Annotated in this window: 17 protein-coding genes; 7 read left to right on the top strand and 10 right to left on the bottom strand. The window is 64.1% G+C overall.

The window, feature by feature from the left end:
- Window positions 1–168: 168 nt before the first annotated feature.
- The 4 genes from NKH99_RS27040 to NKH99_RS27025 form a co-directional block, all read right to left on the bottom strand.
- Window positions 169–633 carry a DUF6644 family protein gene (locus NKH99_RS27040; RefSeq protein WP_353016609.1) on the bottom strand — a complete coding sequence of 155 codons (465 nt, stop codon included), beginning with the start codon at window positions 631–633 and terminating at the stop codon, window positions 169–171.
- Window positions 634–1,017, bottom strand: coding sequence for a DUF6152 family protein (locus NKH99_RS27035; protein ID WP_353016606.1), 384 nt, complete (start codon window positions 1,015–1,017; stop codon window positions 634–636). It lies immediately after the preceding gene.
- A 286-nt stretch (window positions 1,018–1,303) separates the two neighbouring features.
- The gene (locus tag NKH99_RS27030; protein ID WP_353016603.1) at window positions 1,304–1,792 is read right to left on the bottom strand and encodes a GNAT family N-acetyltransferase; all 489 of its coding nucleotides are present in this window, start codon (window positions 1,790–1,792) and stop codon (window positions 1,304–1,306) included.
- A complete protein-coding gene (locus NKH99_RS27025) occupies window positions 1,785–2,561 on the bottom strand; it encodes a transglycosylase SLT domain-containing protein (RefSeq protein ID WP_353016600.1) in 777 nt (258 codons plus the stop codon). The genes NKH99_RS27030 and NKH99_RS27025 overlap by 8 nt, the downstream gene beginning before the upstream one ends.
- Before the next feature lie 207 nt (window positions 2,562–2,768).
- On the opposite strand from NKH99_RS27025, the gene NKH99_RS27020 reads away from it, so the two are divergent.
- A complete protein-coding gene (locus NKH99_RS27020; RefSeq protein ID WP_353016597.1) occupies window positions 2,769–3,338 on the top strand; it encodes a methylated-DNA--[protein]-cysteine S-methyltransferase in 570 nt (189 codons plus the stop codon).
- Window positions 3,339–3,390: 52 nt separating this feature from the next.
- On the opposite strand, the gene NKH99_RS27015 is transcribed toward NKH99_RS27020, so the two are convergent.
- Entirely contained in the window at window positions 3,391–3,717 is a 327-nt protein-coding gene (locus NKH99_RS27015; protein WP_352772958.1) for a hypothetical protein, read from the bottom strand.
- Between the two features lie 299 nt (window positions 3,718–4,016).
- On the opposite strand from NKH99_RS27015, the gene NKH99_RS27010 reads away from it, so the two are divergent.
- The 3 genes from NKH99_RS27010 to NKH99_RS27000 all read left to right on the top strand — a co-directional run bounded on the left by NKH99_RS27010 (window position 4,017) and on the right by NKH99_RS27000 (window position 4,955).
- Window positions 4,017–4,229 carry a cold-shock protein gene (locus tag NKH99_RS27010; RefSeq protein WP_023678332.1) on the top strand — a complete coding sequence of 71 codons (213 nt, stop codon included), beginning with the start codon at window positions 4,017–4,019 and terminating at the stop codon, window positions 4,227–4,229.
- A gap of 274 nt (window positions 4,230–4,503) precedes the next feature.
- Window positions 4,504–4,704: a hypothetical protein gene (locus NKH99_RS27005; RefSeq protein ID WP_352475039.1), complete on the top strand. Its 201-nt coding sequence runs from the start codon at window positions 4,504–4,506 to the stop codon at window positions 4,702–4,704.
- Window positions 4,701–4,955, top strand: a complete 255-nt coding sequence (locus tag NKH99_RS27000; protein ID WP_352616729.1) for a type II toxin-antitoxin system RelE family toxin — start codon at window positions 4,701–4,703, stop codon at window positions 4,953–4,955. The genes NKH99_RS27005 and NKH99_RS27000 overlap by 4 nt, the downstream gene beginning before the upstream one ends.
- Before the next feature lie 79 nt (window positions 4,956–5,034).
- Here NKH99_RS27000 and NKH99_RS26995 read toward each other — a convergent pair whose 3' ends face one another.
- From NKH99_RS26995 to NKH99_RS26985, 3 genes are all read right to left on the bottom strand, one after another.
- Entirely contained in the window at window positions 5,035–5,643 is a 609-nt protein-coding gene (locus NKH99_RS26995; RefSeq protein ID WP_353016594.1) for a glutathione S-transferase family protein, read from the bottom strand.
- A gap of 262 nt (window positions 5,644–5,905) precedes the next feature.
- A complete protein-coding gene (locus NKH99_RS26990) occupies window positions 5,906–6,760 on the bottom strand; it encodes an EAL domain-containing protein (protein ID WP_023678335.1) in 855 nt (284 codons plus the stop codon).
- Window positions 6,757–7,650, bottom strand: coding sequence for an EAL domain-containing protein (locus NKH99_RS26985; RefSeq protein WP_352816137.1), 894 nt, complete (start codon window positions 7,648–7,650; stop codon window positions 6,757–6,759). Before NKH99_RS26985 ends, NKH99_RS26990 begins: the two co-directional genes overlap by 4 nt.
- 202 nt (window positions 7,651–7,852) lie before the next feature.
- On the opposite strand from NKH99_RS26985, the gene NKH99_RS26980 reads away from it, so the two are divergent.
- Window positions 7,853–9,055 (top strand): pyridoxal phosphate-dependent aminotransferase, encoded by a 1,203-nt coding sequence (locus NKH99_RS26980; protein ID WP_353016591.1) that lies wholly within the window; start codon window positions 7,853–7,855, stop codon window positions 9,053–9,055.
- 6 nt (window positions 9,056–9,061) lie between these two features.
- Here NKH99_RS26980 and NKH99_RS26975 read toward each other — a convergent pair whose 3' ends face one another.
- Together NKH99_RS26975 and NKH99_RS26970 are read right to left on the bottom strand one after the other, a co-directional pair.
- A complete protein-coding gene (locus NKH99_RS26975; RefSeq protein ID WP_352683825.1) occupies window positions 9,062–9,457 on the bottom strand; it encodes a (R)-mandelonitrile lyase in 396 nt (131 codons plus the stop codon).
- A gap of 30 nt (window positions 9,458–9,487) precedes the next feature.
- Window positions 9,488–10,087 carry a methyltransferase family protein gene (locus tag NKH99_RS26970; RefSeq protein WP_353016588.1) on the bottom strand — a complete coding sequence of 200 codons (600 nt, stop codon included), beginning with the start codon at window positions 10,085–10,087 and terminating at the stop codon, window positions 9,488–9,490.
- 144 nt (window positions 10,088–10,231) lie between these two features.
- Here NKH99_RS26970 and NKH99_RS26965 point away from each other — a divergent pair, with 144 nt between their 5' ends.
- Both NKH99_RS26965 and NKH99_RS26960 read left to right on the top strand, forming a co-directional pair.
- On the top strand, window positions 10,232–11,098 hold the full coding sequence (locus tag NKH99_RS26965; protein ID WP_353016585.1) for an alpha/beta fold hydrolase: 867 nt from the start codon (window positions 10,232–10,234) through the stop codon (window positions 11,096–11,098).
- Window positions 11,099–11,261: 163 nt separating this feature from the next.
- Complete coding sequence (locus NKH99_RS26960; RefSeq protein WP_353016582.1) at window positions 11,262–13,313, top strand: elongation factor G; 2,052 nt, start codon at window positions 11,262–11,264, stop codon at window positions 13,311–13,313.
- Window positions 13,314–13,418: the final 105 nt, after the last annotated feature.

Genomic DNA, 13,418 nt, shown 5'->3' with positions numbered 1-13,418 from the left:
TACTGCAACGCTCGTGCCAATCCGGGGTAAAATCCATCAGGTTCCACAGGCTCGTTGGTGCCGATGGCGCGCGTTTGGGGGACGCGAAGCCAAGCTTGGAACTCCAGAAATGACGGATGCCCTGCTGCCCGAGATGATCGCCAACCGGCTAATTTGCCGCCGCTCACCTCAGCCGAGAAATCCAATAAACCGCCCCGCAAACAGCACGGACGTCCACAGCACCAGCGAAAGCACCGCCAGCACGGTCGCGGCCCCGCCGGCCGGCTCATCACCGCCTTTTGCGCGGCGCACGAAGACGAGGAAGTTTGCTCCGGCAAGCAGGATGAGCGTCATCTTGGCGAGGAAGATGGGCATCGCCGCATACTCGCTCGGCCTGACTGAAAACAGCAGCGAGCCCGTGACAAGCGCGCCGGCGAACGCGGCCAATGCGGTGCGGCGCAGCAGCGCGATGAACGGCGCCTGCGGCAGCGAGCGGAAGGCGCCGAGGATCCTGAGATCCATGAGCCAGACGCTGGTCAGCAGCGCGCCGATCGACATGATGTGGAGCGCATTGACGATGGGGTAGGCGACGAAGGAGGCCTTCAGTCCCCGCACCAAAGCGAGTTGCTCGATGCCGGCGAAAAACCCGTCCATTCAGGCCGGCGGCACGCGGTCAGGATAGACGTCATAGGTCTTGCCGCCGACGATGACGCGGACCGCCTTCATGCGCTTTTCGGTCTCGTCGCGCGAGCGGTTGCCGATCGCGGTCACCTCGTCGCCGATCTTGGCGACCTCCTCGGTGAAGCCGGCGGCGATCGTGCGCGACGGCGTCGCCATCTCCACCCGCCAGGCCTCGCCCTCGGCATCGACGTCCAGCGTGGCGTGCGGATTGCCGATATAGATGGCCGTGATCTTGCCCTTGAGTTCGAAAAACCCGTCCTGCGTCCACGACCAGCCGTGATGGGCATAGGCCGCACTGACGGCAGCAAGGATTACCGCCGCTGCCAGCGTGATGCTCCGGTTGAAAGGTGACTGCATCGCTCGTCTCCCCGGTTCCGGCATTAGAGGGTAGGTCAGCGCGCCGCAGCGTCAAATCACATGAGGTGTGCGCTGCCCCTCATTGCCCTGCCGGGCATTTCTCCCCGTATAGTGACGGGGAGAAAGGTGCCTTCGCCGACGGTTTCGCCAATCTCCAGAGTTGAAGAAAGGGAGCTGAGTTTGCCGCCAGCCCCCTTCTCCCCGTCCCTCTACGGGGAAAGATGCCGGCAGGCAGATGAGGGGCGGCGCCGACTTCTACGGTCGAGCGCCCGCCTGCCCCGACCCCTCACGCCGCCCAATCGACCTCGACCATCCCCAGCCGCTGATAGAGCCTGACCGCAGCCGCGTTCTCGACGGTATTGGTCTTGAGATCGACATGCGCAGCACCCCTTGCCTGAAACACCGCAAACGCGTGCCGCATCAGTGCCTCGGCAATGCCGTTGCCGCGCGCCTCGGGGTGGACGGCAAGATCCTTGACGAACGCCCGTGTCCAGCAGAGCGCCGCGCCCGCCAGCCGGCCCTTGCCGTCGATGACCAGGAAACACAAAGCTGGGTCGAATTCCGCGTCGGCCGAAATGCGCGGCCACCATTCGTCGAACGGCCCGTCGGCGCCATCGTCGAACACCGCGGTCAACAGCGTATGCAAAGCGAGTGCATCCGCGGCTTCGAAGGCGCGCATGAAAAAACCTTCGGGCCAGCGCGGCGCCAGAAGCGTGTCGTCGAGGATCTTGCGCAGGCGGATGTCGTTTGGCGCCAGCGGACCCGGCTCAGGCATCGGGCTGCATGCGGCGGCGCAGGCTGTCGCTGCCGAGGCCGGTTTCGCCCAGCATCCCCTTGCGCTTGGCGTCGTAATAATAGCCGCTCTGGTAGAGCCGGTCGGCCCGCTTGGGGTTGCCTCCGCTGACCAGCCAGGCGCCGCGCAGATATTTCACCGCATATTTCAAATTGGTCTCGGCATCGAACAGGCCGCTTGCCGGCCCGTCATAGCCCATGCCGCGCGCCGTCGCGTGCTTGATCTGCATCAGCCCCCAATGGCCGTGATTGTAGGCTTTCGGGTTGAACGTGCTCTCGCGGTTGACGACATGGCGCACCAGATCGACCGGCACCTGGTAAAGCGCGGAATATTTCTCGATCAGTCGCTCGATCTCGCTGCGGCCGCCGGCGTTCGACTGACGCTCGGTGGGGTCGGTCGCGGCCAGAACGGCCGGGTCCTGCGGCAGCGTGTAGGAAACCGGCTGAACGCCGGGCATGGCCTCGGTCTGTTGGCTGACCGGCATGGCGACGGCTGGCGTCGCGGTAACAGGCAGCGCGTTGGCGGTCATGACGGCGGGGGTACTTGCCGCCAGCGGCGTCGGCCCGGCAAAGGCGGCGGCCGGCTCGATCGGCAGCGCCGCTGTCTGGGCGACGCCGGACGGCTCCGGCAGGACCGAAACCGTGTCAGGCAGCGCCAACGTAAAGCCGGCATCGGTATTGGCCGTATTTTCGGTGAAGGCTGGCGTCGGGGTCACCGGCGAAGTCGAGGTGCAACCGCTGAGAGCGGCCACGGCCAACACCGCCGCAAGGACGGGAAAGAGGAATTTTGCTGGCAAGCGGCGCTCGGGTCCGGTTCGTCGGATGTTAAGAAGTCCTTACACCAGCATCTTTCCCCGGGCAATCCGCGGTAGCCGGTGGTTTTCGGGTGGCGAGCCGGGCCGCGAAATGCGATATTGTTCTGGATTTGTACTTGGAAGGATTCCGGAAAGGAGCACGCCATGGACGCCTCTCATGCCACCGTCGGCCACGCGGTCTTCGAAACCGTGCTCGGCTTCATGGGTATCGCCTGGAGCGAAGCCGGGCTGACCCGGCTCTGCCTGCCGCAGCGCAACCGCGACACGGTCGAGCGCCGGCTGCTGCGCCATGCCGCCGCCGAGCAGCCTGCGAAGCCCGAGCCGCAATGGGTTGCCGAGCTGATCGCGTCGATCAAGGCCTATGCCACCGGCGAGGATATCGATTTCTCCGGCGTGCCGGTCGATCTCAGCGGCGTCGACGAGTTCCGCCTGGCGATCTATGACGCGGCGCGAAAACTCGCCTTCGGCGAAACCACCACCTATGGCGAACTGGCCAAACGCGCCGGCCATGCCGGGCTGGCGCGTGAGACGGGCGCCGCACTCGGCGCCAACCCGGTGCCGCTGGTCATACCCTGTCACCGCATCCTTGCCGCCGGCGGCAAGATCGGCGGATTTTCCGCGGCCGGCGGCTCGGCCACCAAAGAAAAGATGCTGGCCATGGAAGGCGTACGCGTCGGCCCGCCGCCCCCGGCGCAGGTGTCGTTCGGGTTTTAGTGGTGCTGATATTCAGGCGAGGCCGGCACCCGGCGCACCATTTCGTCCCACTCTAATCCGGAAGCAGGCGCCGGCGAAAACGCCGGTCGATCTCCACCCGCTTGCATTTGTAGACGGTGCAGGAATTCGTGTCGGCGCTCGGCACCGAGGCCCGCGCCCTGACCTCGCCGATGTCGCAGAATTGCTGGCTCCGCACGTAGCGGTCGTAGAGCGCCAGCCCCGGCACGCGCGCCGATCTGTAACGCAGGATGACCGCGCCCTCGCGCGCGATCGTCGCCTGCACCTTGCCGCAGCTCATGCGGGTCGGGTCGTAGCGCGAGCCCGCCTGCGCCTCGGCGGCCACCAGCGTCAGGCAAGCGGCAAGCAGAACGATTTTCATGTCCCTCTCCCCAAAACCCGGTCGCGCCCGAAGCCGGCGCGATCCTCCCGGGTCAGGCGCGCAACAACGACGCTCTCACGCGATTGGGGCGGCCGTTGGGCAGCGTTGCCGTCGCGCCATTTTCCGCCCCGTCTTGTTTTTTGCGCGAAGGCATATTATATGCGGTCCATTGATATTTCGGCCGATCGATCCGGGCCTCGCGATCTTCGCGTTTGCTGACGTTCTATCTCCAAAATCTCGATACAAACCGGCTGGGTTTCGGCCCAGTCAAACTAAAGCAAACGTAAAGGACTATCGAAATGGCAACAGGTACGGTCAAGTGGTTTAATTCCACCAAGGGTTTCGGCTTCATTCAGCCTGACAGCGGCGGCGCGGACGTTTTCGTCCACATCTCCGCAGTCGAGCGTGCTGGACTGTCGACCTTGGTCGAAGGCCAGAAGATCAACTTCGAGATCGAGCAGGACCGCCGCACTGGCAAGTCGTCCGCTGGATCTCTGAGCAAGGCAGCCTGATTTTGCGAATGGCGCGCGCCGGCGATCGCCCGGGGCGCGCGGCAAGTCACGGATGTACTGGCGGTCGCGCGAGAAGCGCGCCGGAGCGAAAGACCCGACAAGCCGAAGCAGCAGATTGCTGCCGGCCCGGCCAAAACGCTCCCGATCAGGCTACCAAGCATGGGAAGGCGGGATTTTGTCCCGCCTTTTTGCTGTCTGGATTCCAGTGAACCGCTGCCTTGGGCCTATAGTCCCACTTTGTGGTGTTTTTGGCCCAATGTGGTACTATTGATTCATGAGCAAGCTTGAACAGATTGAGAAATCCGTTGCCGAACTAAGCCCCGAAGAGCTGAGAGCGTTTGCCGCATGGTTCGAGGCGCTGCAGGCCGACATGTGGGACCGGCAGATCGAAGCCGACGCCAAGGGCGGCAGGCTGGACAAGCTTGCCGAGCAGGCCTTGGCTGATCATCGCGCCGGCCGGACCCGGCCTCTGTGAATCATTTTGCTACTCCCTCGTTTTGGGAGGCCTACGCAAAACTGCCCTCGTTAATCAGAGCAAAGGCGAACAGACGTTTCGCCAAACTGAATTCTGACCCGTTCCACCCGTCGTTGCATTTCAAACAGGTCGGGCGCTACTGGTCGGCGCGGGTTGATATCAACTACCGCGCCGTGGCTGTTCGCGACCACGATGACGTGGTCTGGTTCTGGATAGGCACCCATTCCGAATATGATCGCCTGCTGAAATAGCCGCGCGACCATTCACGTCATCGGCCGAGGGCCGCAAGCCCGACCTCCGGAGCGAGCCGCGAAGCGCCGAGAAGCGTGACTAAGGCAGCCACTCCAGCGGCACGTGCCCCGGATCGGCCTCGACCCTTTTCAGCCAGGCGGCAACCGCCGGATAGGCGTCGAGCTGAAACCCGCCCGTCTCGGCCGTATGCGTATAGGCATAGAGCGCGATGTCGGCGACGCTGAGCGCATTGCCGGCGAAGAAGCTGCTCCCGGCCAGGTGCTTGTCCATGACACCGAGCGCCTTGTTGCCGCGCTCCAGCGTCAGGGCCAGCCGCTCCGGCGTCGCATCCTTGGCTCTTTCAGGGAAGGTCAGCAGCGCCCTGCGCACGGCGATATAAGGCTCATGGCTGTATTGCTCGAAGAACAGCCACTGATAGGCCAGCGCGCGTTCGTATCTGTCCGCCGGCAGAAACCGCGTGCCGTCGGCGAGATAGAGCAGGATGGCATTGGATTCGGCCAGCCGGCGGCCGTCGTCGAGTTCGAGCAGCGGCACCATGGCGTTCGGGTTTTTCGCGACATAGTCGGGCTTGCGCGTGTCGCCGGTGTGCGAGCTGACCTCGACATTGGTGAAAGCGATGCCGAGCTTGGCCATCAACAGGCGCGGCTTGTAGCAATTGCCGCTGTCGATCATTCCATAGAGTATCATCGGTGCTCCCCCTTGCTCGCAACCACCCGTCTCAGGGCTTGATCCAGCCTCTATCGCGGCAGCGGCGGCTTCATCCAGTGATTTGTTTTGGCGTAAGCATCAGCGCCGCTGATGCATTTCAGGATATATCGAGATTCAAGTCAGGCCGAGCCGAGAAGGGTGGGTTCCGAGAACCGGAGCGGAGCGTACTTTGGGTACGTGAGCACCGGAAGCGCAGGAAACCGCCGTTCGCAGGCCGGCATCACTTGAATCTCGACATATCCTAGCCGAATAGGGGGATGACGTTGTTGTCCCTGCCAAGCAGCCTGTCGATCGACAGCGGCTCCTCGTCGAACAGCGTACCGGCCAGCGCCGGCCGGGCAAGGTAAAAGCCCTGCAGCAGGTCGACGCCGCCATCCAGCGCGACGCGCAGATGCGTGGCGTTCTCGACGCCTTCGACCAGCACCTTGGCGCCACGGTCGTGCAGCGTTGAAACCAGCGGCCGGAAAAACCGCTCGGCGGCGGCATGGCGGCAGAATTCTGCGAACCAGGTGCCGTCGATCTTGACGATGTCGGGCTGCACCAGCGCTACCCTTTCTTCGGTCGAATGCCCGGTGCCGAAATCGTCGATGGCGATGCGGACGCCGTCGCGCCGCATCTCGCGCGCCAGGCTGACAAGCACCTTGTCGCCGGCCGCCTGCTCGGTAATCTCGCAGACCAGCATGCCGGGATGCAGGCCGAAATCCGCCAGATGCCTGGTCATCAGCCTGATTTCGGCTAGGGCCCGTGCGGGGTCATCGTTGATCAGCGGATTGTAGTTGAAGAACAGGTCGAGCCCGTCGACGCCGATGTTGCGGAAGTTGCGCAAATGCAACACCCGGCACATGGTTTCGACAAACAGCCGATCCGCTGCCGGCACGCCTTCGAAGAAGATTTGCGGCGCCACCGGCCTGCCTGCGCGGTGCGGCTCGATCAGTCCCTCGACCGCGACGGCGGCGAGAAACCTGCCGCGCGGCGCGAAGACCGGCTGATAGGCGCTCCTCAGCCGAAATGCGCCGTAGACGCCATATTCGATGCCGACCTCGTCGGCAAAGATCGCTTCGCCGACCTTGCGCCGCATGTCGGCCCGCCCGGTCACGATGCCACCCTGCGGCCAAAGGCCCGCATCGGCCGCCGCGATGGCGAAACGGCCGCGGGAACTTTGTCCTTATCGGGCGACACCGCTGATGCCTGCCCGGCCTTGTCGAAGACGTGAAAGCTGGTCGGTGCAAGCTCCGGGCGTGCCAGCACGAAGCCTTGCACCATCGAGGCGCCCGACTTTTCGGCGAGCTCGAGCTGCCAGCCCGTCTCGATGCCCTCGAATACCGTACGGATGCCTTGCTCTTCGAAGCTGGTCACCATAGCGGTCAGCAAGGCGAAGCCGGCACCGGACTCCATCAGCGTCATGATCCAGTCGGCGTCGAACTTGACGATGTCTGGCCTGAGTTCCTTGATGCGATTGATGTCGGATTCGTCGGCGCCGTAATCGTCGACGGCAATGCGCAAACCATTGCCCCTGAGCGCCTCGACGAAATTGTAGAGCGTTTCCTGCGACGCCGATTTCTGTTCGGTGACCTCGCAGACGACGCGGCGCGGATCGATGTCGGCCTCGTGCAGCACCAGCCGCATTTCGCGCAGCGCCTTGTCGGCGATGCTGCGGTCGGTGAACACCGATGGATCGAAATTAATGAAGATGGAGGCGTCTCGCGGCAGGCAGGCGCCGGCGTTCAGAAGGTGCAGCGTCCGTGTCAGCGCCTCGATATGCAGGCGGTCGACCGCCGGACAACTGTTGAAGAAACTCATTGGCGGCTGCGGCTCGCCTTCGCGGAACGGCCGGATCAGCCCCTCGAACGCGACGACGGAAAGCTTGCCCTTGTTGAAGGCGAAGATCGGCTGGAACGCGCTTTGCAGCGTATAGACCCCCCAGACACCGCTGGCGGTGCCGTCATCATGGCGGATGATATGGGCAAGCCCGATGCTGCGTGTCACGGTTCCTCGCTATGCGAGACTGGCGGACCGGCTACGGTCCTGCCGTTCAAGCTTTTACCGATCGTTGATGAATTTATTGTTGCCAGCATTGCGCGCTGGCTCATTCGACAATGCCTGCGCTGGGCTTGCGCTTGACCAGATGATGCGACATGAGAGGCGCCGCAGCGCCTTCGCCCGCCGGTCCTTTCTGGAGATATCTGTCATGGCCTTTCTTGCCGACGTCCTTTCCCGCGTAAAGCCTTCCGCGACCATCGCGGTGACGCAGAAGGCGCGCGAGCTGAAAAACGCTGGCCGCGACGTGATCGGGCTGGGCGCCGGCGAACCGGACTTCGACACCCCCGACAACATCAAGCACGCCGCGATCGAGGCCATCCGCCGCGGTGAGACGAAGTATCCGCCGGTATCCGGCATCGTGCCGCTGCGCGATGCGATCGCGAAAAAATTCAAGCGCGAGAACAATCTCGACTACCGGCCTGAGCAGACCATCGTCGGCACCGGCGGCAAGCAGATCCTGTTCAACGCCTTCATGGCGACGCTGAACCCCGGCGACGAGGTGATCATCCCGCGGCCCTACTGGGTCAGCTATCCCGAAATGGTGGCAATCTGCGGCGGCACCTCGGCCTTTGCCGACACCTCGATCGACAACGGCTTCAAGCTGACGGCGGCCGTGCTGGAAAAGGCGATCACGCCGCGCACCAAATGGCTGTTGATGAACTCGCCGTCCAACCCCTCGGGCGCCGCCTATACCGAGGCGGAGCTCAAGGGCCTGGCCGACGTGCTGTTGAAGCACCCGCATGTCTGGGTGCTGACCGACGACATGTACGAGCACCTGACTTATGGCGACTTCGTCTTCAAGACCATCGCCGAGGTCGAGCCGAAGCTCTATGAGCGCACGCTGACGATGAACGGCGTGTCAAAGGCCTATGCCATGACCGGCTGGCGCATCGGCTATGCGGCAGGCCCGGTGCCGCTGATCAAGGCGATGGACATGATCCAGGGCCAGCAGACCTCCGGCGCCTGCACCATCGCCCAATGGGCGGCGGTCGAAGCGCTGAACGGCCCGCAGGATTTCATCCCGAAGAACAAGGCGATCTTCCAGGGCCGGCGCGATCTCGTCGTCTCGATGCTCAACCAGGCGCGCGGCATCACCTGTCCGTCGCCGGAGGGTGCGTTCTACGTCTATCCCTCCTGTGCCCAGCTGATCGGCAGGAAGACCAAGAGCGGCAAGGTGATCGACAGCGACGAAACCTTCTGCTCGGAACTGCTCGAGGCCGAGGGCGTGGCGGTTGTTTTCGGCTCGGCCTTTGGCCTCGGCCCGAATTTTCGCATCTCCTACGCCACGTCGGAGGCTCTGCTCGAAGAGGCCTGCACGCGCATCCAGCGCTTTACCGCCGCGCTGGTCTGAGACGTTTCAGCCGCCATACTGCTCGTCGTTCACTTTCTCCAGCCAATCGACATGCGCACCCTCGAGCGCCTCCTGCATGGCGATGTGGGTCATCGCCGATTTGGGCGCGGCGCCGTGCCAGTGCTTTTCGCCGGCCGCAAAGGAGATGACGTCGCCGGCCCTGATCTCCTGCAGCGGCCCGCCCCAGCTTTGCACGAGACCGGCACCGGATGTGACATAGAGCGTCTGGCCGAGCGGATGCGTGTGCCAGTGGGTGCGGGCGCCGGGCTCGAAGCTGACCAGCGTGGCTCTGAGCCGCGCCGGCGCCTCTTTCTCGATGATCGGCGTCTGCAAAACCCGGCCAGTGAAGTATTTTTCCGGCGCAACAATCGTCGGCACGCTGCCGCAGGCAATGATCTTCATCGTCGCAAATCCTCGATTCAATCCAGTGTCTTAGACCCTACCACTTTCGTCCGATGCCGGCTGCATCTCCTGCCGGCTGCGGGCAAAACGCGGCCAGAACAGACCGGTCCGCGTGCGGTAAGCGTCGTAGGCATCGGCCAACCTTGTCCGCGAAAATTTTCGCTCTTCGTCCAAGGCCGCGATCACGTAGATCGTAACGATGCCGGCGACCGGCACCACCGCCCAGACCGACCAGGTCGCGATACCCCATCCGACCCAGAAGATGATGTAGGACGTGTAGAACGGATGCCGGACATGGAGATAAGGGCCTTCGGTCACCAGGCTGTCGGGATTGTCAGGATCGAATGCGAACCGCAGCCCCGCCTTGCGGGAGACCGAGATCGCCCACCAGAACAGCGCCGAGCTTGCCAGTTCGATGGCGAGCCCGCCGATCTTCGCCGCCACCGGCTGCCGCTCGATCCACAGCAGCGCAAGAAAGAACAGCGCCGTGCCGACCACGACGGCCGAAATGATCATCGCGCCTGGAGACATGGTCGGCGACTGGAAATGCGCGCGCATCGACCAGGCATATTGGCCGAGCGTCGCGATGCTGCTGATCGAGACGAGAAGGTCGAGTGTGGATTCCATCATCAGGCTCCGGGGGTTAGCTGTGGTGGATTCGGCCATCATACCCGGCAGAAACCCAGAAATCATTTCTTAACCACCGTTCTAAACAACATGGTGACCTCGGCATGCGATGTTGACCTGGAGACAATCCCAAGGTCCAAATCAGATATGGCCGTTTCCCACCGCACGATCCGCACGCCGCAAGCGGATTTGCGCCTCAGCCAGTCGTCGGGACCCGGCATCCCGCTTGTCCTGATCCACGGCTCAGGCAGTTCGCGCGCCGTATTCGCCCGCCAGTTCGACAGCCCGTTGGCCGCTGCCCATCGGTTGATTGCTTTCGACCTGCCCGGCCATGGCGAATCGTCGGACGCCCGCGATCCGGCGACGGACTACACCATCGCCGGCCTTGCCCAATCGGCGGCCCAGCTCCTCGATGCCTTGGGCATCGGCCGCGCCGTCGTCTTCGGCTGGTCGCTTGGCGGGCACGTGGCAATCGAACTCGCCAGTTTTCACCGCGCCGTCGGCGGGCTGATGCTGACCGGCGCGCCGCCGGTATCGAAGGGTCCTTTCGGCATGCTGCGCGGCTTCCACGCGCATTGGGACATGCTGCTGGCGTCCAAAAAGACGTATTCCGAACGCGATGCCGAGCGCTTCGAGACGCTGTGTTTCGGCGACACCGCCGATCCGTCCTTTCGCCAAGCCATCCTGCGCACCGACGGCCGGCTGCGCGCCGCGGTGACGCGCGGCATGCTCACCGGCAAGGGCGCCGACCAGAGACAGGTGGTCGAGCAAGCCGCGTTTCCGGTCGCTATCGTCAATGGCGAGAACGATCCGTTCGTCCGGCTCGGCTATTTTGAGACGCTCGCATACGGCTCGCTGTGGGAGCATTGCCACATCGTCTCCGGCGCCGGGCATGCGCCTTTCTGGGAGCGCGCGGACCTGTTCAATCCGTTGCTGGCGCGCTTTGCCGAGACGGTGGCGGTGCAGCGCATGGACGCACCCCCGCTGGCGTCGCGCCTGACCGGCACCGGCTGAACCGGCCTCAACTTCAAATCCCTTCAACTTCAAATCCCTTGCCCTCCCGGCCTGCCCGTGGGACGATGCCCTTTGGGTAGGTGGCAAATTGAAAAAAGCCTCGCCCGCGACGGCCGACAGGCCGGCCGCCGCTCACAGGGAAACGCCTGAGTGGAGGTCAGCCATGGGTACTCGCGCCGGAGGACGACGCACGGGACCGAAATGCATTGCCATAGTCGGTCCCTTCGCAAGCGGTAAGACGACACTTCTCGAAGCCATACTCGCCCGTACAGGCGCCATTCCCCGCCAGAATCCCGTTTCGTCCGGAAATACCGTTTCCGATCATTCGCCCGAGGCGCGCGCTCACGGCATGAGCGTCGAGGCGACCTTCGCCACCACCGATTTCATGGGCGAGCCGTTCACCTTCGTCGATTGTCCCGGCTCGATCGAATTCTCCTTCGAAGCCGAGCCGGTGCTGGCCGCCTGCGACGTCGCCGTGGTCGTTGCCGAGGCCGACGAGAAGAAGATCCCTGCCCTGCAGCTGATCATGCGCAAGCTCGACGAGCTCGGCGTGCCGCGCATGCTGTTCCTGAACAAGGTCGACAAGGCGATAGCAGGTGTGCGCGACACGCTGAAGATGCTGCAGCCGGCAAGCTCGGTGCCATTGCTGCTGCGCCAGATCCCGCTGCGCAAGGACGGCGTCGTCATCGGCTCGATCGACCTCGCTCTGGAGCGTGCCTACATCTACCGCGAATATGCCGAGAGCGAGGTCGCCCAGATCCCGAGCGACGACAAGGCGCGCGAGCTCGAGGCGCGCTTTTCCATGCTGGAGACGCTCGCCGACCATGACGACCGCCTGATGGAGCAATTGCTGGACGAGATCGAACCGCCGAAGGACGCGATCTTCGACGACCTCGCCGCAGATCTGCGCGACGGCACGGTGACGCCGGTACTGATCGGCACCGCCGAGAAAGGCAATGGCGTGCTGCGCCTGTTGAAGGCGATCCGTCACGACGCACCCGACATCGCGGCGACGCGCCAGCGTCTCGGCGCGCCCGATGGCAATGCCACCGTGGTCCAGGTGATGAAGACCATCCACACCGCGCATGGCGGCAAGCTGTCGGTCTCGCGCATCCTGTCCGGCCAGGTCGCCGACGCCGCCGAGCTGTTCCTTCCCAACGGCGAGACGGCAAAGGTCTCCGGCATCTACAAGATGCTCGGCAAGGATCAGGTCAAGCTGACTTCGGCCAAGGCCGGCGACACGGTCGCGCTCGGCAAGCTGGACGCCGTCAGGACCGGCCAGACGCTGAGCTCGACCAAGGGCGGCATCCAGCCGCTGGTCACGCTGGCGCCGCCGCAACCGGTCTTCGCCTTCGCGCTGCGGCCGAAAGAGCGCAAGGACGAGGTCAAGATGTCGGCGGCCATCCAGCGCCTGGCCGAGGAAGATCCCTCGCTCAACCTGCATCACAACCAGGATTCGGCCGAAACCGTGCTGTCTGGCCATGGCGAGATGCATCTGCGCGTCGTGCGCGAGCGGCTGGAAGGCAAGAACCAGATCCCGGTCGAAGGCCATGTGCCGGCCGTGCCCTACCGCGAGACGATCCGCAAAGCGACGCAGCAGCGCGGCCGCCACAAGAAACAATCGGGCGGCCACGGCCAGTTCGGCGACGTCGTGATCGAGATCAAACCGCTGCCGCGCGGGTCAGGCTTCCAGTTCACCGATACGATCACCGGCGGCGTCGTGCCGAAGACCTACATCCAGTCGGTCGAGACCGGCGTGCGCGATTACCTGAAATCGGGCCCGCTCGGCTTCCCGGTCGTCGATGTTGCCGTCAACCTTTCCGACGGCTCCTACCATGCGGTCGATTCCTCCGACATGGCCTTCCAGATGGCGGCGAAGCTGGCGATGAAGGAAGGCATGGCCGCGTGCTCGCCGGTGCTGCTGGAGCCGGTGATGAAGGTCGAGATCGTCACGCCGTCGGATGCGACGTCGAAGATCATCGCTCTGATCCCGCAGCGGCGCGGCCAGATCCTCGGCTACGACGCGCGGCCCGACTGGCCGGGATGGGACGTGGTCGAGGCGACCATGCCGCAGGCCGAGATCGGCGACCTCATCATCGAGCTGCGCTCGGCCACTGCGGGTGTCGCCAGCTACCGGGCCGTCTTCGACCACATGGCCGAACTCACCGGCCGGTTGGCCGACGAAGCGCTGAACGCCAACGGCAAGGCCGCCTGAGCTGCCCTTGCGGCCCAACAGAAAACGGCGCCCCGAAGACCCGGGCGCCCGTTATTTCGGGCCGGCTTCGGGGGGGGCGAAACGGGAGGTCCGCCCCCAGGTTGG

Source organism: Mesorhizobium sp. M0854 (assembly GCF_040319815.1).
In the GTDB taxonomy this organism is placed as follows: Bacteria; Pseudomonadota; Alphaproteobacteria; order Rhizobiales; family Rhizobiaceae; genus Mesorhizobium.
This window is presented reverse-complemented; position numbering and strand designations above follow the sequence as displayed.